General features: G+C 62.2%; 21 protein-coding genes. 3 read left to right on the top strand and 18 right to left on the bottom strand.

The annotated features are described in order from the left end of the window. Positions 1-65 precede the first annotated feature (65 nt). Positions 66-1,676 (top strand): carboxypeptidase regulatory-like domain-containing protein, encoded by a 1,611-nt coding sequence (locus AC3WOS_RS25555; protein ID WP_492719747.1) that lies wholly within the window; start codon positions 66-68, stop codon positions 1,674-1,676. A gap of 11 nt (positions 1,677-1,687) precedes the next feature. Further along, positions 1,688-3,274 carry a di-heme oxidoredictase family protein gene (locus AC3WOS_RS25550; RefSeq protein ID WP_492719745.1) on the top strand — a complete coding sequence of 529 codons (1,587 nt, stop codon included), beginning with the start codon at positions 1,688-1,690 and terminating at the stop codon, positions 3,272-3,274. Between the two features lie 98 nt (positions 3,275-3,372). Here AC3WOS_RS25550 and AC3WOS_RS25545 read toward each other — a convergent pair whose 3' ends face one another. From AC3WOS_RS25545 to rpsF, 7 genes are all read right to left on the bottom strand, one after another. After that, complete coding sequence (locus AC3WOS_RS25545; RefSeq protein ID WP_492719743.1) at positions 3,373-4,383, bottom strand: inorganic phosphate transporter; 1,011 nt, start codon at positions 4,381-4,383, stop codon at positions 3,373-3,375. Positions 4,384-4,440: 57 nt separating this feature from the next. Further along, positions 4,441-5,067: a DUF47 domain-containing protein gene (locus AC3WOS_RS25540; protein WP_492719741.1), complete on the bottom strand. Its 627-nt coding sequence runs from the start codon at positions 5,065-5,067 to the stop codon at positions 4,441-4,443. Between the two features lie 62 nt (positions 5,068-5,129). After that, positions 5,130-6,515: a replicative DNA helicase gene (locus AC3WOS_RS25535; RefSeq protein WP_492719740.1), complete on the bottom strand. Its 1,386-nt coding sequence runs from the start codon at positions 6,513-6,515 to the stop codon at positions 5,130-5,132. Positions 6,516-6,742: 227 nt separating this feature from the next. Further along, entirely contained in the window at positions 6,743-7,195 is a 453-nt protein-coding gene (gene rplI / locus AC3WOS_RS25530; RefSeq protein WP_492719738.1) for a 50S ribosomal protein L9, read from the bottom strand. A gap of 33 nt (positions 7,196-7,228) precedes the next feature. Beyond that, positions 7,229-7,519: a 30S ribosomal protein S18 gene (gene rpsR / locus AC3WOS_RS25525; RefSeq protein ID WP_028104935.1), complete on the bottom strand. Its 291-nt coding sequence runs from the start codon at positions 7,517-7,519 to the stop codon at positions 7,229-7,231. Between the two features lie 15 nt (positions 7,520-7,534). Beyond that, positions 7,535-7,843: a primosomal replication protein N gene (priB, locus tag AC3WOS_RS25520; RefSeq protein ID WP_492719751.1), complete on the bottom strand. Its 309-nt coding sequence runs from the start codon at positions 7,841-7,843 to the stop codon at positions 7,535-7,537. Positions 7,844-7,860: 17 nt separating this feature from the next. Beyond that, positions 7,861-8,247, bottom strand: a complete 387-nt coding sequence (gene rpsF, locus AC3WOS_RS25515; RefSeq protein ID WP_182152053.1) for a 30S ribosomal protein S6 — start codon at positions 8,245-8,247, stop codon at positions 7,861-7,863. A 267-nt stretch (positions 8,248-8,514) separates the two neighbouring features. Between rpsF and lexA the strand changes: the two genes are divergently transcribed. Continuing rightward, positions 8,515-9,153, top strand: a complete 639-nt coding sequence (lexA, locus tag AC3WOS_RS25510) for a transcriptional repressor LexA (protein ID WP_492719736.1) — start codon at positions 8,515-8,517, stop codon at positions 9,151-9,153. 159 nt (positions 9,154-9,312) lie between these two features. On the opposite strand, the gene AC3WOS_RS25505 is transcribed toward lexA, so the two are convergent. The 11 genes from AC3WOS_RS25505 to AC3WOS_RS25455 form a co-directional block, all read right to left on the bottom strand. Beyond that, on the bottom strand, positions 9,313-10,557 hold the full coding sequence (locus AC3WOS_RS25505) for a cystathionine gamma-synthase family protein (protein ID WP_492719735.1): 1,245 nt from the start codon (positions 10,555-10,557) through the stop codon (positions 9,313-9,315). Positions 10,558-10,618: 61 nt separating this feature from the next. Next, positions 10,619-12,142: an amidophosphoribosyltransferase gene (gene purF / locus AC3WOS_RS25500; RefSeq protein WP_492719733.1), complete on the bottom strand. Its 1,524-nt coding sequence runs from the start codon at positions 12,140-12,142 to the stop codon at positions 10,619-10,621. 37 nt (positions 12,143-12,179) lie between these two features. Continuing rightward, positions 12,180-12,668, bottom strand: coding sequence for a CvpA family protein (locus AC3WOS_RS25495; RefSeq protein ID WP_492719732.1), 489 nt, complete (start codon positions 12,666-12,668; stop codon positions 12,180-12,182). Positions 12,669-12,692: 24 nt separating this feature from the next. Then, the gene (locus tag AC3WOS_RS25490; protein ID WP_492719730.1) at positions 12,693-13,754 is read right to left on the bottom strand and encodes an SPOR domain-containing protein; all 1,062 of its coding nucleotides are present in this window, start codon (positions 13,752-13,754) and stop codon (positions 12,693-12,695) included. Positions 13,755-13,776: 22 nt separating this feature from the next. Then, positions 13,777-15,066, bottom strand: coding sequence for a bifunctional tetrahydrofolate synthase/dihydrofolate synthase (gene folC / locus AC3WOS_RS25485; RefSeq protein ID WP_492719728.1), 1,290 nt, complete (start codon positions 15,064-15,066; stop codon positions 13,777-13,779). Between the two features lie 78 nt (positions 15,067-15,144). Continuing rightward, positions 15,145-16,017, bottom strand: a complete 873-nt coding sequence (gene accD / locus AC3WOS_RS25480; protein ID WP_492719750.1) for an acetyl-CoA carboxylase, carboxyltransferase subunit beta — start codon at positions 16,015-16,017, stop codon at positions 15,145-15,147. Between the two features lie 161 nt (positions 16,018-16,178). Next, positions 16,179-16,412 carry a hypothetical protein gene (locus tag AC3WOS_RS25475; protein WP_492719726.1) on the bottom strand — a complete coding sequence of 78 codons (234 nt, stop codon included), beginning with the start codon at positions 16,410-16,412 and terminating at the stop codon, positions 16,179-16,181. 9 nt (positions 16,413-16,421) lie between these two features. Next, on the bottom strand, positions 16,422-16,691 hold the full coding sequence (locus AC3WOS_RS25470) for a BrnT family toxin (protein ID WP_492719724.1): 270 nt from the start codon (positions 16,689-16,691) through the stop codon (positions 16,422-16,424). An 84-nt stretch (positions 16,692-16,775) separates the two neighbouring features. Further along, a complete protein-coding gene (gene trpA, locus AC3WOS_RS25465; RefSeq protein ID WP_492719722.1) occupies positions 16,776-17,573 on the bottom strand; it encodes a tryptophan synthase subunit alpha in 798 nt (265 codons plus the stop codon). A gap of 60 nt (positions 17,574-17,633) precedes the next feature. Beyond that, the gene (gene trpB / locus AC3WOS_RS25460) at positions 17,634-18,881 is read right to left on the bottom strand and encodes a tryptophan synthase subunit beta (RefSeq protein WP_492719720.1); all 1,248 of its coding nucleotides are present in this window, start codon (positions 18,879-18,881) and stop codon (positions 17,634-17,636) included. Beyond that, a complete protein-coding gene (locus AC3WOS_RS25455) occupies positions 18,865-19,557 on the bottom strand; it encodes a phosphoribosylanthranilate isomerase (protein ID WP_492719718.1) in 693 nt (230 codons plus the stop codon). The genes trpB and AC3WOS_RS25455 overlap by 17 nt, the downstream gene beginning before the upstream one ends. Positions 19,558-19,562 lie beyond the last annotated feature (5 nt).

The following is a 19,562-nucleotide window of genomic DNA, read 5'->3' as shown; positions in this document are numbered from 1 at the left end:
CTGCCGCCCTCCGTCTATGAACGGGAAATGGCAACACGTGAACCTATCGTTGTGTCCGAATTTACTTGACCACCGCAGGCATGGCCATTGCCGCCGATGACTTCTACGTCTACCTCGCCGCCGATGTTAGTACTGCTATACGTGGTGGCAGCAAAGGCGCTAGCCGACTGCATATTGGCAAATTCCGGCCCCAGATTGACGGGGTCGGGCTGGCGCCAACCGCAGCAATAGCGGCGCCTGTTGATGGCGCTACTGTATATGAGGGAGCATCATTGACCGTTAAGGTCGATGCGCACGACGACTTTACTGTCGCCTCGGTAAGCTTTCTAATCGACAAACAACTGGTATTCACAAGTACGAGTGCCCCTTATCAGTACACGTTCACTGTTCCGGCTGGCACAGATAAGCTGGAATTGGGTGCCACAGCAAGGGATCTTAATGGCAACGATGGCGCGGCCACACCAATCAGTATCAGCATCTCTCCAGACCCGATGACTCAGGCTGTTGGGCAGGTTGTCAATATATCTGACGGCACCCCATTGGCCGGCGCCCTGATCTCCGCCCCGGGGGGGCGCACCGGCACCACCGATGCAGATGGCCGCTTCCGTATCCAGAATATTCCAACCGTGCTCGGGGACTTGGTTCTTCAAGCTTCATATACGTCACCGGACGGCTCGGTGCGAAGAGGATTCTCTTCTCGCATCCCGTCGATTCCAGCCGGAACTACGGACATGGGTCAGATCAGCGTCTTGGATAACGTGCGCTTCGAGACGGACTATGGCAAGCTTCAAACATGCACTGCATGCGACCGATGGACGCTACCTTTCCCTGTCAAGACCTTTGGTGTTGCCGCACAAAAATTCATGCTCTCCTACGGCGACCTCTTGTTGATATCCGACACAGGTCGCGGCAGTCAAATATTCGCCTTGGCCGACGGCATGGTCAGCGGCTTCAAGACGTTTATCAACGATACACTCCCAGATCGCTATGTTATTACCCAGGTCCGCAACTTATGGTATGAACATAATCCTAACGGCACGGACACTGTGCAGTTTCAACTATTCCGCAATGGCAGCATTGTCATTGCGTACAAAGGCATCGGTTCGCTTAGCAATAATCTCCTGACAGGTATTGTCCCACCAGCAGGCTTGAATCGAATACTAGTGGATTTCAGCAGCCGCCCGGATTTCGACATCACGGCGGACTATGCAATCCTCGAATACTTTGATCGGACGAATCATTTTGACCTCGACAATGGGTTCATTATATTTACGCCAATCGCGGATGGAGGCTACAACATTCGAACTATCTTGCCACCACCTTTAGCTCCTTCTACCATCCTCTCCGGCGCCGTCACGGCCACAACGCCCCAGGTTGCTCCCACTCAACTGCGGGCTTCCGCGCTCCGTCAAGGCAGGGCATTGACCGGCAGCGCGTTGGCCAACGCCGAGGTACACGTCAGTTCCTCGGGCAACCCACACTATCGTGGCATGACCAATACCGACGCACAAGGCCGCTTCACATTGGCGGGAGTTCCTCCCGGCGGCATCAGCGTTGAAGTTTGGCGCAACGGCACATTGCTGGCGCGCGGCAGCGGGATATCCATCCCCGACAAATCCGGATCTGAGCAATTGCACATCGAATTGGTATCGCCAGAAGTCTGGCCAAGAGACTGAAAGGACCAACGATGAACTGGAAACTAACCTGCGGACTGGGCCTGGCAGCGATGGCCGTCAGCGCTACTGCGGCCACCATTCTGATCGACGCATCCTCGCGCAGGAACGCGATTGGCCAGGAACTCGGGTTGTCCGGACATATGCAGGATGACGAGGAATACGCGGCCTCGCTGGCGCAGCTGTTGGAACACGGTCGGCGCGTGTTCTCGGCCAACTGGACCAAGGCCGAAGGCGGAGGCCGTCCGCTCACCAAGGGCAACGGACGCACGTTGTCCGACGTGTCGATGCCGCTGACCGGCGCGCGCGGATTCAACCGCATCTCGGGGCCGGACGCCAATTCCTGCATGGGCTGCCACAACCAGCCCTACGGCATCGCCGGCGGCAGCGGCGATTTCGTCGCCAACGTGTTCGTACAGGGACAGCGATTCGACTTCGCCACGTTCGACCGTGGCGACCTGGTGCCGACACGCGGCGCGCTCGACGAACGGGGCCAGCCGGTAACGCTGGCCAGCATCGGCAATTCGCGCCATACCCCGGGCATGTTCGGCGCCGGTTACATCGAGATGCTGGCACGCGAAATGACGACTGAACTGCAACACCAGCGCGACGGCATGCGCCGCGGCGAAACGCGCGCCCTGGGGGCGAAAGGAATCGCCTTCGGAAGATTGACGCGGCGCGCGGACGGCCTGTGGGACGTCAGCCAGGTCACAGGCCTGCCCCGCTTGAGCCTGATTACCGCCACGCCCATCGATCCGCCCACGCTGGTGATCAGGCCGTGGCATCAGGCCGGCAATTCCGTCTCGCTGCGCGATTTCACGAACACTTCATTCAACCAGCACCACGGCATCCAGTCCACCGAACGCTTCGGCGCCAACACAGACCCGGACGGCGATGGCTACAGCAATGAGCTGACGCGCGCCGACGTCACCGCCGCATCCTTGTTCCAGGCCACCATGGCGGTGCCGGGGCAAGTCATCCCCAACAACCCATCGGTCGCGCAAGCCATCGTCCGCGGCCAGCGCAATTTCAACACGTTCGGCTGCGCGTCCTGCCATGTACCGGCCCTGCCCCTGAGCCGCGACGGCTGGACTTTCACCGAACCAGGCCCGTTCAATCCAGCAGGCAATCTGCACATGGGCGACGTCAAGACCATCAAGGTCAATCTGAATGACCGCTCGCTGCCATTGCCGCGCCTGGCACCGGAACACCCGGACGACAGGATGTTGATGGTACCCGCCTACACCGACCTCAAGCTGCACGACATATCGGCCCCCAGCGATCCGATGCCGGTGGAATCGCTGGACATGAACTGGCCCGTTTGGGCCCCCAAGTTCCCGGCCGGTAACCGGCGTTTTCTGACCCGTCGCTTGTGGGGTATTGCCAATTCCGGGCCGTATTTTCACCATGGCATGTACAGCACCATGCGTGAAGCCGTGCTGGGACATGCCGGTGAAGCGCTCGCCATGCGCGAAGCTTACCAGGCTGCGAGCAGCGACGACCAGGATGCGCTGATCGAATTCCTGAAATCCCTGCAGGTGCTCCCGCCCGGCACGGCAAGTCTGGTGGTCGATGAAAACTACCAGCCCAGGAAGCGCTAGGCTCGCCGGCAAGAGACGTACGCACATACCGCGGAACAGGCGCAAAAAAGGGGAGCCGCAGCTCCCCTCCTCCCCACATCCATCCGCGCCAGGCGGACTTACATGATGTGATGTCCCAGCCACCACGCGCACGCCGCCACGAAGGCCGACGCGGGAATGGTGAAGATCCAGGCCCACACGATGTTACCGGCCACGCCCCAGCGCACGGCCGACATCTTCTGTGCCGAGCCCACGCCGACGATGGCGCCGGTGATGGTGTGAGTGGTCGACACCGGCACGCCGAAGTGGCTGGCGATCAGCAGCGTCAGCGCGCCGCCGCTTTCGGCGCAGAAGCCGCCCACGGGTTTGAGCTTGGTGATCTTCTGGCCCATGGTCTTGACGATGCGCCAGCCGCCGAACAGCGTGCCGGCCGAGATGGCCGTGTAGCACGACACGATGACCCACATCGGCGGCGTCTTGTCCGTCACGGCCACCTGGCCGGCCGCGATCAGCAGCATCCAGATGATACCGATGGTCTTTTGCGCGTCGTTGCCGCCGTGGCCCAGGCTGTAGCTGGCGGCCGACACCAGCTGCAGGCGGCGGAACCAGCGGTCCACCTTGCGCGGCGTGGAGCGCACGAAGATCCACGACACCAGCAGCATGATCAGCGAGCCGAGGATGAAGCCCAGCAACGGCGACAGGATGATCCATTCCACGGTCTTGAGCAGGCCGCCGCCGGCCAGCGCGCCGGTGCCGGACTTGGCCACGGCCGCGCCCACCAGGCCGCCGATCAGGGCGTGCGAGGACGACGACGGAATGCCGTAGTACCACGTAAACAGGTTCCAGGCGATGGCGCCCACCAGGGCGCCGAAGATCACGTACTGGTCCACCACGCCGGGATCGATGGTGCCCTTGCCCACCGTCGCCGCCACGCCCAAGCCCACCACGAAGATGGCGGTGAAGTTGAACAGCGCGGCCATGGCCACCGCCGTCTGCGGCTTGAGCACGCCGGTCGATACCACCGTCGCGATCGCATTGGCGGCGTCGTGGAAGCCGTTCATGAAGTCAAACACCAGTGCCAGGGCGATCAGGACGCCCAGCACATAGATGCTTATTTGAAGGGTATGCATGAATTATTCTTTTCGATTTTGTCTGATTCAGGACGTCGGCACCGCGGATAGCGGTGCTTAGGCGTTTTCTACGATGATGCCTTCGATGATGTTGGCCACATCTTCGCAACGGTCGGTCACCGTTTCCAGGATTTCGTAGATGGCTTTCATCTTGATCAGATGGCGCACGTCCGGTTCATCGCGGAACAGCTTGGACATGGCGGCGCGCATCACGTGGTCGGCGTCCGATTCCAGGCGGTCGATCTCTTCGCACACGGCCACGATCTTGCGCGAGTTGTCCATGTTGTGCAGCATGCCCACGGCTTCCTTGACTTTTTCCGTGCAGGCCAGCACCAGTTCGGCCAGGCGCTTCGCTTCCGGCGTGACCGAGTGCAGGTCGTACAGCGAGACGGTCTGGGCCGCGTCTTCCAGCAAGTCCAGGATGTCGTCCATGCGGGTGATCAGCTTGTGGATGTCGTCGCGGTCGAGCGGGGTGATGAAGGTCTTGTGCAGCAAATCGACCGTGGCGTAGGTGATCTTGTCGGCTTGCTTCTCGACGCCCTCAATGGCGTGCACGCGGTTTTCCAGGTCGTCGAAATTGCTCATCAGGGCCAGCATTTCGCGCGCGCCCTTGACGCACAAGTCGGCGTGCTGGTTAAACAGGTCAAAAAATTTGCCCTCGGTGGGCATCAAACGTCCAAACATGTCATTCTCCGTTGAGTATTTCGAGTTGCTTGGCCGCCCGTGCGGACGGACGGCGCGTTGGGTTAGTCGCCTTGGTAAAGCGCCAGGTTACCGACATAGTTACCAAACTTGGTGTATTGGCCTATCCAGGTCAGACGCACGGCGCCAATCGGGCCGTTACGCTGTTTGCCGATGATGATTTCGGCTGTGCCTTTATCGGGCGAGTCCGGGTTGTAGACCTCGTCGCGATACAGGAAAATGATCACGTCCGCGTCCTGCTCGATAGCGCCCGATTCGCGCAAGTCGGACATGACGGGACGTTTGTTGGGGCGTTGCTCCAGCGAGCGGTTCAGCTGGGACAGGGCGATCACGGGGCACTGCAGCTCTTTGGCCAGGCCCTTGAGGCTACGCGAAATTTCCGAAATCTCGGAGGCGCGGTTGTCGCCCTGGGTCGAGCCCGTCATCAGCTGCAGGTAGTCGACGATGATCAGGCCCAGCTTGCCGCACTGGCGCGACAGGCGGCGCGCGCGGGCCCGCATTTCGATCGGGTTCAAGGCCGGCGTTTCGTCGATGAACAGCTGGGCGTCGTTCATCTTCTGGATGGCGTGCGTCAGGCGCGGCCAATCCTCGTCGTTCAGGCGGCCCGTGCGCAGGCGGTGCTGGTCGAGCTGGCCCACCGAGCCCAGCATACGCATGGCCAGCTGGGCGCCGCCCATCTCCATCGAGAAGATCGCGACGGGCAAGCCCGCTTCGATGGCCACGTTCTCGCCGATGTTGACGGAAAACGCCGTCTTGCCCATCGACGGGCGGCCGGCCACGATCACCAGGTCGCCCGGCTGCAGGCCCGAGGTCATGCGGTCCAGGTCGATAAAGCCGGTCGGCACGCCCGTGATCTCGCTCTGGTTGTCGCGGCTGTAGAGCTCGTCGATGCGCTCGACCACTTGGGTCAGCAGCGGCTGCACGGCGGTCCAGCCAGCGGCGCCGCGGGCACCCTGCTCGGCGATGGCGAAGATCTTCGATTCGGCCTCGTCGAGCATCTGCTTGACTTCCTTGCCCTGGGGGCTGAAGGCCTGGCCGGAGATCTCGTCGGCCACCGTGATGAGCTGGCGCAAAATGCCACGATCGCGCACGATCTCGGCATAACGGCGGATGTTGGCCGCCGATGGCGTGTTTTGCGCCATCGCATTCAGGTAGGAAATACCCCCCACGTCGTCCGCCTTGCCCAGCTGGGTCAGCGCTTCGAACACGGTGATCACGTCGGCCGGCTTGGAGCCGTTGATCAGCCGCACGATCTGTTCGAAGATGATGCGGTGGTCATAGCGATAGAAGTCTTCCGCATGCATGAAGTCGGCGATGCGGTCAAACGCCGCATTGTCACGCAACAAACCGCCGATCACAGACTGTTCTGCTTCGATGGAGTGCGGTGGAATGCGGAGCGAATCGACTTGTGGATCTGGGGGGGCGTTCATGGCGCGAATTATACCTGCATAGTCGTCCGTCAAAAATTATTGACGAGAAAAAAGTTCGTAGCTGGGCTACAAAAATGGGCGCGCGCCGCAGGTGGCGTGGCAAGAATATGCTGCACAGCAACATCTTGCCAAATAAGCCAAATGGGCGGCCCATAGAAAAAGCCGGGCAAGCCCGGCTTTTTCTGGCGCTGCAGCGGGCGTTGCCGCCCGCGTCTAGCGTGTGTTACTTAGGCAGCTTCGCCCACGACAGCAACGGTCACTTCCACCACCACGTCGGTGTGCAGGGCAACGGTCACTGGGTGCTCGCCGGTGGTCTTCAGAGGACCGGTAGGCATGCGCACGGCAGCTTTTTCCACGGCGAAACCAGCTTTGGTCAGCGCTTCAGCGATGTCGAAGTTGGTCACGGAACCGAACAGACGGCCGTCCACGCCCGCTTTTTGCGACACGTTCACGGTCATGCCGTTCAGCTTCTCGCCTTGGGCTTGGGCAGCGGCCAGCTTGGCGGCAGCAGCTTTTTCCAGTTCAGCGCGCTTGACTTCGAATTCCGCCACGGCGGTCGCGGTAGCGCGGCGAGCCATTTTTTGCGGAATCAGGAAGTTACGTGCGTAACCGTCTTTGACTTTAACGACTTCACCCAGGTTGCCCAGGTTAACGACTTTTTCCAACAGAATGATTTGCATAGTTCTCTCCAGGATCTTATCTGTACGACGCGATTAAGCGTGGTGCAGATCGGTGTATGGCAGCAGCGCGAGGTAACGAGCGCGCTTGATTGCGGTGTCAACTTGACGCTGGTAGTGCGCCTTGGTACCGGTCAGACGTGCTGGCATGATCTTGCCGTTTTCCTGGACGAAATCTTTGAGCGTGTCTACGTCTTTGTAGTCCACTTGTTCCACGTGTGCAGCGGTGAAGCGGCAGAACTTCTTACGTTTGAACAGTGGGTTTTGCTGCTTGCGCTTTTCTTTCAGCTTGAGCTTGTTTTTGTCGAACTTTTTACCGAATGCCATTTTAGGCTCCTGTATCTAAATAGGTGCGCTGTCTGCGACAGCACGAAAATCAATGATGTGAAATACCAGGCTTTTGCTATTGCGGCTTTTCTTGTTCAGAAATCCCGTGAACTGATATACGCCTGCCAGTGGCGCCTGGCTGAAGCGGCCTGAAATGTCGCCCGCGGCAACCGCGGACACTTCAAACTCGCTCAACCTGGCGATGCCCGCCTCCATCTGCTGCGACCTGTGCTGCAAGGTGGCATTCACAATCGGCATGCCGGCCGGGGTGTACCGGATGGCGTCCCGCTCGGCGATGAGGGCGGTAAACTGGAGCTGGTTCAGTTCGGAATCCTGCTCAATTAAGCGGCTGGAGCAGCGGCTGCTGCTGGAGCTTCAGCGCGATGGGATTTCGCTGCATCTTCACGTTGTACCGACTTCATCATTGGCGAAGGAGCGGTTTCCGCTTTCTTCATCTTGACGGTCAGATGACGCAACACGGCATCATTGAATTTGAATGCGGTTTCCAGCTCGACCAGGGTCTCGTTGTCGCACTCGATGTTCATGCAGATGTAGTGTGCTTTGGCCAGTTTCTGGATCGAGTAAGCCATTTGACGACGGCCCCAATCTTCAACACGGTGTACCGAACCGCCGCGGGTGGTTACGCTGGCTTTGTAACGTTCGATCATGGCGGGCACTTGCTCGCTCTGGTCCGGATGGACGATAAATACTATTTCATAGTGACGCATGCAAACTCCCTTAAGGACTGTGAAAATAGCCCACCCTGGCGTCAAGACAGGTGTGGGAAGAGGTAAGCCGGCGACTATAGCAGCTTTCCTGCCAAAGTTCAATACCGATAGCCGTTTTGCCCGTGGCGGGCGCCAAATGGCGCCCGGTGTGCGCCCCGCGCAAGTTTTTTTCACATTATTTCGCCCAAAGCAAGAAATCCCTCTTGCAATCACAGGCGCACTGTACAAAAATACAGACTGTCTATATACACAGCCCCTGGCGCCCCCATGATTAAGCTCACTGCACGGCAAGAACAAATTCTCAACCTGATCAAGGATGCCATCGAAAACACCGGCTTCCCGCCCACCCGCGCCGAGATCGCCAACGAGCTGGGCTTCAAGTCCGCCAACGCGGCCGAGGAACACCTGCAAGCGCTGGCGCGCAAGGGCGCCATCGAAATCGCGGCCGGCACCTCGCGCGGCATCCGCCTGCTGGGCCAACATGCGGAAGCGGCGGCGGCCAAGGTGGCCGCGTCCGTGATGATGTCGCTGCCGCTGATCGGGCGCGTGGCGGCCGGCTCGCCCATCCTGGCGCAGGAAAACCTGGAGACCAGCTACAGCGTGGACCCGGCCCTGTTCTCGGCCAAGCCCGACTTCCTGCTCAAAGTGCGGGGCGAATCGATGCGCGACGCCGGCATCATGGACGGCGACCTGCTGGCCGTGAAAAAAGTAGACAGTGCCAAGAACGGCCAGATCGTCGTGGCCCGCATCGGCAACGATGTCACGGTCAAGCGCTACCGCAAGACCGGCTCGACCATCGAACTACTGCCGGAGAACCCCGACTTCAAGATCATCAAGGTCGACCCGGAAGCGGACGAATTCGCCCTCGAAGGCCTGGCCGTGGGCCTGATGCGCACCTGGCACTAAGCCGCCCATCCGCCCCGAGCCAGCAGGCCCGCGGCGCCGAATAAAAATGGGGACGTACCCCATTTTCAGGTAGGCCTGAAAATGGGGTACGTCCCCATTTTTTAAAACGCTGCCGTCTTTCCCAACCGAAAAATGGGGTACGTCCCCATTTTTTGGGGTTTAGCAGCCGGCCAGGGCGGTGCGGAAGTCGTCCAGCAAGTCCGCCTCATCCTCGATGCCCACCGATACCCGGATCAGCGATTCGGCAATGCCCATCGATGCCCGGCGCACTGGACCCATTTCGTAGAAGATGGTGTGCGCCACCGGGATGATCAGCGTGCGCGTGTCGCCCAGGTTGCTGGCCGGGATGGCCAGCTTGAGCCGGTTCAGGAAGTCGAAGCAGTCGATGCCGTCCTTGAGCTCGAAACTGAGCAGCGAGCCATACGTGCGGAACAGCTCGCCCGAAATGCCATGCTGCGGGTGCGACGCCAGGCCGGGGTAATACACGGCCGCCACCCGCTCGTCCGCTTCCAGCAGGCGCGCCAGCGCCAGCGCGTTCGAGCTGGTGCGCTCCATGCGCAGCGCCAGCGTTTCCGCGCCCACGGCGATGTGGTGCGCCGCCTCCGGCGCCAGCGAGGCGCCAAAATCGCGCAAGCCCTTGGCCCGGATCTGCGCCAGCCCCCATTGCACCGGCGCCGCCTTCTTGTAGTTCTCGTAGATGTGCGGATAGCGCGTCCAGTCATAGGCGCCCGTGTCGGTCAGGCTGCCGCCCAGCGCGTTGCCGTGGCCGCCGATCGACTTGGTCAGCGCGTTGACCACCAGCCCCGCCCCCACCGCCTTGGGCAGGAACAGGTAAGGCGTCGTCATCGTGTTGTCGACCACATACAGGATGCCGCGCGCCTGGCACAGCTCGCCGATGCGCTTCAAGTCCGCCACCTGGGTGCGCGGGTTGGCGATGGTTTCCACGAACACGATACGGGTGGCCGGCGTCAGCGCCGCTTCCACGTTGGCCACGTCGGTGGCGTCCACGAAGGCCACGTCCACGCCCTGCCCGGCCACGGTCTGCCACAGGCTGTTGGTATTGCCGAACAAGAACGACGACGACACCACATGGTCGCCCGCCCGCAGCAGCGACTGGAACACGGCGCCGATGGCGCCCATGCCGGTGGCGAAGCAGATGGTGCCCACGCCCTGCTCCATCTTGTTGACCTTGTCTTCCAGCGCCGAGATGGTGGGATTGCCTTGGCGGCCGTAGCGGAAGCCCGGCTCCTTGCCCTGGAACACGGAAGCCAGCTGGCGCGCATCGCCATAGCCGAAGGCGACCGAGGTGTGGATGGGCTTGTGCAGCGAGCCGTGCTCGATGCCCTTCTGCCGGTCGTTGTGCAGGATGGTGGTGGTGAAGCCGTAGTTTTTCTTGTCGTTCATGTCGAGTCCGAATACAAAAAACCCGGCGCGGGCATCAGCCGGCGCCGGGTGGGAACTTAACTTAGCCTTCCGTGGTGGCCAGGTTCAGGTTCAGCTGGGAGCGGGCCGCATCCTCGGCCGGCGCGGCCTTGGGGTGATGACGGGCATATTCCAGCTTGTCCAGGTAGTCCTTGGAAATGTCGCCCGTGACGTAGATGCCGTCGAAGCACGACGCCTCGAAGCTCTTCAGTTCCGGATTGACGTCGGAAATGGCGCGCTTGAGCGACTCGATGTCCTGGTACACCAGCGCATCGGCCGTGATTTCGCGGCACACTTCCTCGTTGGTGCGGCCGTAGGCGATCAGCTCGTCGCGGGTAGGCATGTCGATGCCGTACACGTTAGGGTAGATCACCGGCGGCGCGGCCGAGGCGAAGATCACTTTCTTGGCGCCCGCTTCGCGCGCCATCTGCACGATCTCGCGGCTGGTGGTGCCGCGCACGATGGAGTCGTCCACCAGCAGCACGACCTTGTCCTTGAACTCGGAAGCGATGGCGTTCAGTTTCTGGCGTACCGACTTCTTGCGCGCGGCCTGGCCCGGCATGATGAAGGTGCGGCCGATGTAGCGGTTCTTGATGAAGCCTTCGCGGTATTCGATGTTCAGCGCCAGCGCCAGCTGGATGGCGGCCGGACGGGACGAATCGGGAATCGGCATCACGACGTCGATCTCGCCATCCTTGAATTCGCGGCGGATCTTCTCGGCCAGGTATTCGCCCATCTTGAGGCGGGTGGCGTAGACGGAGGCGCCGTCGATCACGGAGTCGGGACGGGCCAGGTAGACGAACTCGAACACGCAAGGGTTGAGCGACGGATTGTCGGCGCACTGGCGCGCGTGCAGCTTCTTGTCGGCGTCGATGAACACGGCCTCGCCCGGCGCGATGTCGCGCACGAAGCGGAAGCCCATGCCTTCCAGCGCCACGGATTCGGAGGCGACCATGAATTCCTCGCCCTGCTCCGTCTCATTGATGCCCAGGCACAGGGGACGGATGCCGAACGGATCGCGGAAGGCCAGCAGGCCGATGTCGGCGATCTGGGCCACGGCTGCGTAGCCGCCACGCACACGGCGGTGCAGCACGGCCACGGCCTTGAAGATGGCGTCCGCGTCCAGCACCAGGCCGGTGGTGGCCTTCTGGATTTCGTGCGCGAGCACGTTCAGCAACACTTCCGAGTCGGAATCGGTGTTGATGTGGCGGCGGTCGTTCTTGAACATCTCCTGCTTGAGCTGTTCCCAGTTGGTCAGGTTGCCGTTGTGGGCCAGCGTGATGCCGTACGGCGCGTTGACGTAGAACGGCTGCGCTTCCTCCTCGCTCGACGAGCCGGCGGTAGGATAGCGGCAGTGGCCGATGCCGGTATTGCCTTGCAGCGTACGCATGTTCCGGGTACGGAACACGTCGCGCACCAGGCCGTTCGCCTTGTGCATGGCGAACATGCTGCTGTGGTTGGTTGCAATGCCTGCTGCATCCTGGCCGCGGTGCTGCAACAGCAGCAATGCGTCATACAGCAGTTGATTGACAGGTTGATGGGAAACGACGCCGACGATGCCACACATGGTGTGCTCCTAGACTGGTATTACTGATTTAAAGAATTCAAAAATTCACATGCTGCGCCAGCGCAGCAGGCAGGAAGGGTTTCACGGTACGCGCCCCGGTCTCCGCAAGCGGACTCAACAACGCGTTGCGCCAGAACGCCTGGCGCGGTATGGACGTCATGCCGCACAGGATGACGACCGCCAAGACGATCACCAGGCCCCGACCCAGGCCGAACAGGCCGCCCAGGCCCCGGTCCACCAGGCTCAGGCCGCCGGCCTGCACCAGGGCGTCCAGCGCCATCGTGAGCAGGCCCATCAAAATCCGCGCGCCGATGAACAGCGCGATAAAGGCCAGGATCAGCCGCACCACTTCGCCCGGCACCACCTCCGGCAACATGTGCGCCAGCGACGCGCTGTAGGCGTTGGCCACGATGAAGGCGATGATCCAACTCGCCAGCGAAAACATTTCCTTGACCAGGCCGCGCATGGTGCTGATGACGATGGAGGCCACCAGCACGAAGATCACCAGATAATCGAATAACGTCACGTCTAACCTATCCGTCGCGCCGCGTTATACGGGAACCAGGCTGCCGCTCAGGCCCAGCTTGCCCAGCTTGGCGCGCACTTTCTCCGCCTCTTCCTTGCTGGAGAACGGGCCCACGCGCACGCGGGTGCGTTCGCCGGCCTGGGTCGGCACTTTCTGCGTGTACGACTTGATGCCGGCGCCGCGCAGCTTCTCCTGCAACTCGTCCACCTTGTCCTGGGTGGCCAGCGCGGCCACCTGCAGTACGAATTTCTGGCCAGCCGCCTCGGCCGGCTTGGCCGCCGCCTTGCCTTCCAGGATGGCCATGGCGCGGGCCGCGTCATCAGCCGACTTGGCCTCTTCCTTGACCGGCTTGGCTTCCGCCTTGTGTTCCGGCTTGGCGTCCGCCTTCGCTTCCAGCCTGGCTTCCGCCTTGGCGTCGGCCTTCGCCTCCGTCTTGTGCTCGGGCTTGGCTTCGGCCTTCAGGTCCGGCTTGTGCTCGGGCTTGGCTTCCGCCTTGGCCTCGGTCTTCACCTCGGGCTTGTGTTCGGGCTTGGCCGGCTTGGCTTCCACCTTGGCCAGCTCGGCCGCGGGGATGGTTTCCTTGGGCTTGGCAGGCACGGCGGCCGGCTTGGGCTCGGCGACGGCCTTGGGCTCGGCCACGACGGCAGCGGCAGCGGCAGGCGCCGGCTTGGCCGCGCCAGCCTTGGGCGGCTCGGTGACGATTTCTTCAGTATTGTCCAAAGCGGCGCTGGCCGCTACCGTTGCCGCAGCGGGCAGTTCGGCGCTCTTGTCCTTGGATGGAATCTTGATGTCGATGTCGGACGACAAGGGCTTGGGCTCGGAATCGAGCACCATGGGCAGGCCCACGGCGACGGCCAATGCCAGGGCGATGGCGCCCACCAGGCGGCGGCGCGCACGTTTCTTTTCCGGCAGGACGGGATCGGCCGCCTCGGCATCGGCGCGGGAACGGCCTTTGCCGCCGGCCGACGAGGCGCGCTTGGAGCGGGCCCGCTCCGTGGCAGCCTGGTCGTCTGCGCGGGAATAATAGCCGCTGTCCTGGCCAGCGGACTCTTGCTTGTTTTTACGGAGTTTCGAGAACAAGCCCATGCGTGATTTCAGTCGATTACGGTCAGTGGAATGCGGATTTTCGCGCTGCCATGACGCCGGCAACGGTGAGGAAAGATCCAAAGACCACAATTCTATCATTCTCCCCGGCGCGGCTGATTGCATTTGCGTATGCCTGGGCTGGATCGTCGAATATATTTACCGTCCGTTCCGGGCGCTCTGGCTGCACGATCTGCACTTTTGCCGCCAGTTCGGAGGCCGTGGCCGCGCGCGGCGACGGCAGGCCCGTCAGGCACCAGTGGTCCACATGCTCGGACATGGCGGCGATCACGCCGTCGATATCCTTATCGTGCATGGAGCCGAACACGGCATAGGTGTAGGGATGGAAGCCCATATTGCCCAGGTTCAGGTTCAGCGCGGCGGCGGCATGGGGATTATGGGCCACGTCCAGGATCACGCTCGGGCGGCCAGGCAACACCTGGAAGCGGCCCGGCAGTTCCACCGTCACCAGGCCGGTGCGCACTTCCTGGGCGCCCACGGGCAGTTCCAGCTTGAGCGCTTCCAGCGCGGCCAGCGCGGCCGAGGCATTGAGCAGCTGGTTGGCGCCGCGCAGGCTGGGGTAAGCGAGGGAATTGCGGCGCTGGTTGCGTCCGCCATAGTTCCACTGCTGCTTGTCGCCCGAATAATTGAAATCGCGCCCCATCAGCCACAGGTCGGCGCCGATGGCTTCGGCATGGGCGATCAGCGACTGCGGCGGCACGGGATCGCTGCAGATGGCCGTCTTGCCCGGCCGGAAAATGCCGGCCTTCTCGAAACCGATCGCTTCGCGGGTATCGCCCAGGTAATCCGTATGGTCGATGTCGACGCTGGTGACGATGGCCACGTCGGCATCGATCACGTTGACGGCGTCCAGCCGGCCGCCCAGGCCCACTTCCAGGATCACCACGTCCATGCCGGCGCCGGCCAGCAGGTGGCAGATGGCCAGCGTAGTGAACTCGAAATAGGTCAGCGGCGTGTCGCCGCGGGCCGCCTCGACGGCATTGAAGCTGGCCACCAGCTGGTCGTCACTGGCCAGTTCGCCGTTGACGCGGGCCCGCTCGTTGAAGTCCAGGAAGTGCGGCTTGATGTACAGGCCCACCTTGTAGCCGGCCCGCAGCAGCATCGATTCCAGCATGGCGCAGGTGGAACCCTTGCCGTTGGTGCCGGCCACCATGATGACGGGGCAGGCGAAGGCCAGCGCCATGCGGTCCTTGACGGCGCGCACGCGGTCCAGGCCCATGTTGATGACGGTTTCGGCGTGGCGCGACTCGAGCAGCGCAAGCCAGGCGGGCAAAGTGGTAGGGAGCGTAGACATGGGAATGGACATCTGAATGAGCGCGGCGCGCAGCGGACCGGAATCCTGCTGCGCGCCGACGGGTAAAACGGCTGCGTATTACGCCAGGACCTCGACGGCCTGATTCTGCAGCAGGGCCAGCAGGCGGGCGATTTCTTCGCGCATCTTGCGGCGGTCGACGATCATGTCCACGGCGCCTTTTTGCACCAGGAATTCGGCGCGCTGGAAGCCTTCCGGCAGTTTCTCGCGCACCGTATTCTCGATCACGCGGGGGCCGGCGAAGCCGATCAGGGCCTTCGGTTCAGCGATCACCACGTCGCCCATGAAGGCGAACGAGGCGGACACGCCGCCCATGGTGGGGTCGGTCAGCACGCTGATGAACGGCAGTTTCTTGTCCGACAGCTTGGTCAGCATGGCGGTGGTCTTGGCCATCTGCATCAGCGACAGCAAGCCTTCCTGCATGCGGGCGCCGCCGGTGGCGGTGATGCAGACGAACGGCACTTTCTGTTCCAGCGCGATCTGGGCGCCGCGCACGAAGCGCTCGCCGACCACGGAACCCATGGAGCCGCCCATGAATTCGAACTCGAAGCAAGCCACGACGACGGGCAGGCTCATGATGGCGCCGCCCATGACGATCAGCGCATCGGTCTCGCCGGTCGCTTCCATGGCCTGTTTCAGGCGGTCCGGGTATTTCTTGCTGTCTTTGAACTTGAGGGTATCGACGGGCAGGGTTTCCTGGCCGATTTCATAGCGGCCGCCGGCGTCGAGCAAGCCGTCGAGGCGCTCGCGGGCGCGGATGCGCATGTGGTGGTCGCACTTGGGGCAAACGTGCAGGTTCGATTCCAGATCGGTGCGGTACAACACCGCCTCGCAGGACGGGCACTTGACCCACAGGCCTTCGGGCATGGTCTTGCGTGCCGCGGCGTCGGACCGCTGGATACGCGGGGGCAGAAGCTTTTCCAACCAACTCATCATTTCTCCTTGCTGCTAACTAGTGGCGGAAGTGTAGCCGTTTCTCGCCCCCCTGTCGAACATTCTGAATTAACAACATTATCAAATTAAAATGTCAAATGTCGTTCGGCAAGCCCGGCAGATCGCACGATCACGCAAGCCATACTGAGGACACTGCCGCCCTACTGTTCGCCCACGCGAGGCAGATCAAGCTTGATTTCCTGACCGGTCGCAGCTATTTGCCGCAGGTAGATTTCCATCATATGCTCGGCCGACAAGCCATACTGATCGCCCATCTTCTGGAAATAAGCGGTTGCCGAATGAGATAGTCCGATAGTTACCTGCCGCCCTAGCAGCTTGAAATAGGGATTATCGATGGGTGGGGCCGGTAATACATCCAATTCGTTTTCACACATAACGACACCTTAACGGTACAGTTTTATTTCTCTGGCCGAGGCCCGGCGGGCGGAAAAGATACGAATCATATCGCCACTGCGATAACAATGACATACCGACAACAGCTTGCCGTCGTTGCTGAGCCCGATGGCAATGAACCTCCCCTCATCATCGGAATGCGCCACATCGAGAACAAGTTGCAAGTGAGAATCATCAAACACCGTTTGCGCTTCGTCGAAGCTGATCCCGTGTTTGCGCAAATTGGATTTTGCCTTTTGAATATCCCACGCAAAATGCACAACCGCTCCCTTACAACATAGTTAGGTCTTAACTATGCGTCAAGGTGAGCGGTTGGGGTTTGAGGGGCGGCAAGCCGCCCGGGATCAGGCGTCGAGGGCGGTGCGGATGCGGGCCACGAAGGCCTGGACGGCCGGCACGACCGCATCCTGGGCATTGTTTTCGATTTCCTGGATGATGCGGCTGCCGATCACGACGGCATCGGCCACCTCGGCCACGGCGCGGGCCGTGGCGCCGTCGCGGATGCCGAAGCCCACGCCGATCGGCAGCTTGACGTGCTTGCGGATGGCCGTCAGGCGCTCCGCCACTTCCGCCGTGTCGATATTGCCGGCGCCCGTCACGCCCTTGAGCGAGACGTAGTAGCTGAAGCCGCCGCCAACCTTGGCCACCTGGGCGATGCGCTCCTCCGTCGAGGTGGGCGCCAGCAGGAAGATCAGGTCCAGCCCGTTGGCGCGCATGGCGGCGGCGAATTCCTCGCACTCCTCCGGTGGGTAATCGACGACGATGGCGCCGTCCGCGCCCGCTTCCTTGGACGCGGCGATGAAGGCGGCGGCGCCGATGCGCTCGATCGGGTTCGCATAGCCCATCAGCACCACGGGCGTGCTCTCATTGGTCTTGCGGAATTCGCGCACGTAGTTGAACACGTCATGGATGCCCACGCCGAACGCCAGCGCCCGCTCGCAGGCGCGCTGGATGACGGGGCCTTCGGCCATGGGGTCGGAAAACGGCACGCCCAGTTCCAAGATGTCGGCGCCGCCGGCCACCAGGGCATGCATCAGGGGCACGGTCAGTTCCGGCGCCGGGTCGCCGGCCGTGATGAAGGTGACGAGGGCGGTTTTTTTATCGGCTTTCAGGGCCGCGAAAGTAGGTGCAATACGGGACATGGTCTGTTCTTTCAAATGGGGAGGAGTCGGATGGCGGCTCAGCGCATTTCAAGCTGAAAATCAGCTGAAATTGAGGCCCATCCGTTCCGCCACCGTATGCATGTCCTTGTCGCCCCGGCCCGACAGGTTGGCCAGCACGATCTGGTCCTTGGGCAAGGTGGCCGCCAGCTTGGCCGCGTAGGCCAGCGCGTGCGACGACTCCAGCGCCGGGATGATGCCTTCGATATGGCAGCAATCGTGGAAGGCGGCCAGCGCCTCCTCGTCCGTGATCGAGACGTACTGGGCCCGGCCGCTGTCCTTCAGGTAGGCGTGCTCGGGACCGACGCCCGGATAGTCCAGGCCGGCCGACACGGAATGGGTCTCGATGATCTGGCCATTCTCGTCCTGCAGCAGATAGGTGCGGTTGCCGTGCAACACGCCGGGGATGCCGCCCGTCAGCGACGCGGCGTGCTTGCCCGATTCCAGGCCCTCGCCGGCCGCCTCCACGCCCACCAGCTTGACGTCCTTCTGGTCGATGTAAGGATAGAAAATACCCATCGCGTTGGAGCCGCCGCCGATGCAGGCCACCACGTAGTCGGGCTGGCGGCCCGTCATTTCCGGCATCTGCACCAGGCATTCCTCGCCGATCACGGACTGGAAGTCGCGCACCAGCATCGGATACGGGTGCGGGCCGGCCACGGTGCCGATGATGTAGAAGGTGTTTTCAATGTTGGTGACCCAGTCGCGCATGGCTTCGTTGAGCGCATCCTTGAGCGTCCTGGAGCCGGACTCCACCGGCACCACGGTGGCGCCCAGCAGCTTCATGCGGTACACGTTCTGGGCCTGGCGCTTGACGTCCTCGCTGCCCATGTAGACCACGCATTCGAGGCCGAAGCGGGCGCAGATGGTGGCCGTGGCCACGCCGTGCTGGCCGGCGCCCGTTTCGGCGATGATGCGCGGCTTGCCCATGCGCTTGGCCAGCAAGGCCTGGCCGATCACGTTGTTGATCTTGTGGGCGCCCGTGTGGTTCAAGTCTTCGCGCTTGAAGTAGATCTGGGCGCCGCCGGCCTGCTCGGACCAGCGCTTGGCGTGGTAGATGGGCGACGGCCGGCCGACGAAGTGCTTGAGCTCGTAGCGGAACTCTTCCAGGAAGGCCGGGTCCTGGCTGTAGCGGGCATAGGCTGCGTTCAGCTCGGCCAGCGCATAGGTCAGGGTTTCGGCCACGAAGGAGCCGCCGTAGGGGCCGAAATGGCCGCGGGCGTCAGGCAGCTGGTAATCGGTGGCGTGGAACAGGGGGGCGGCGAGGCCGCTCTCAGGCAAGGCTTTCATGGTGGTTTTCTCTTTCAATGATGGCATCGGCGGCCCGCACCGCCGCGACAAAGTCGGCGATCTTGCGGGCGTCCTTGATCCCCTTGGCCGCTTCGACACCACTGCTGATGTCCACGGCGTAGGGACGTACACGTACCACCGCGTCAGTCGCGCTGTGTACGCTCAAGCCACCACTTAAAACGACCCGAGGCGCGAGTTCTTTTGGGATGAGAGACCAATCAAATACCTTTCCTGCGCCGCCATAGGCTTCCACGAACGTATCGAGCAACAGGCTGGAAAACAGTGGACTGGCGGCGCGGCATTGCTGCTCGTATTCTAGCAAATCGTCCGGCAGTGTGTCAGGTTTGACGCGGAACACGCGCATGAACTGTCGTCCGCACGCCGCGGCGATGGCGGCGCTCTCCCCCACCGTCTCGTCGCCGTGCAACTGGATCAGCGACAGCGGCGCCACCCGGGTGGCGGCCGCCACCTCGTCCGGGCCGGCGTTGACGAACAGCCCCGTGCACGTAACGAAGGGCGGCACGGCCGCGATCAGTTCGGCCGCCTGCTGGGGCGTGACGTAACGGGGACTCTTAGGATAGAACACGAAACCGAGCGCGTCGGCGCCGGCCGCCACGGCGGCCCGCACGTCTTCCACCCGGGTCAGGCCGCAAATCTTGATGCGCGTGCGATGCATGGGCA

Source organism: Rugamonas sp. FW305-51, from assembly GCF_058786935.1.
Note: the sequence above shows the minus strand (reverse complement) of the source record. Positions and strands in the feature narration are given on the sequence as shown.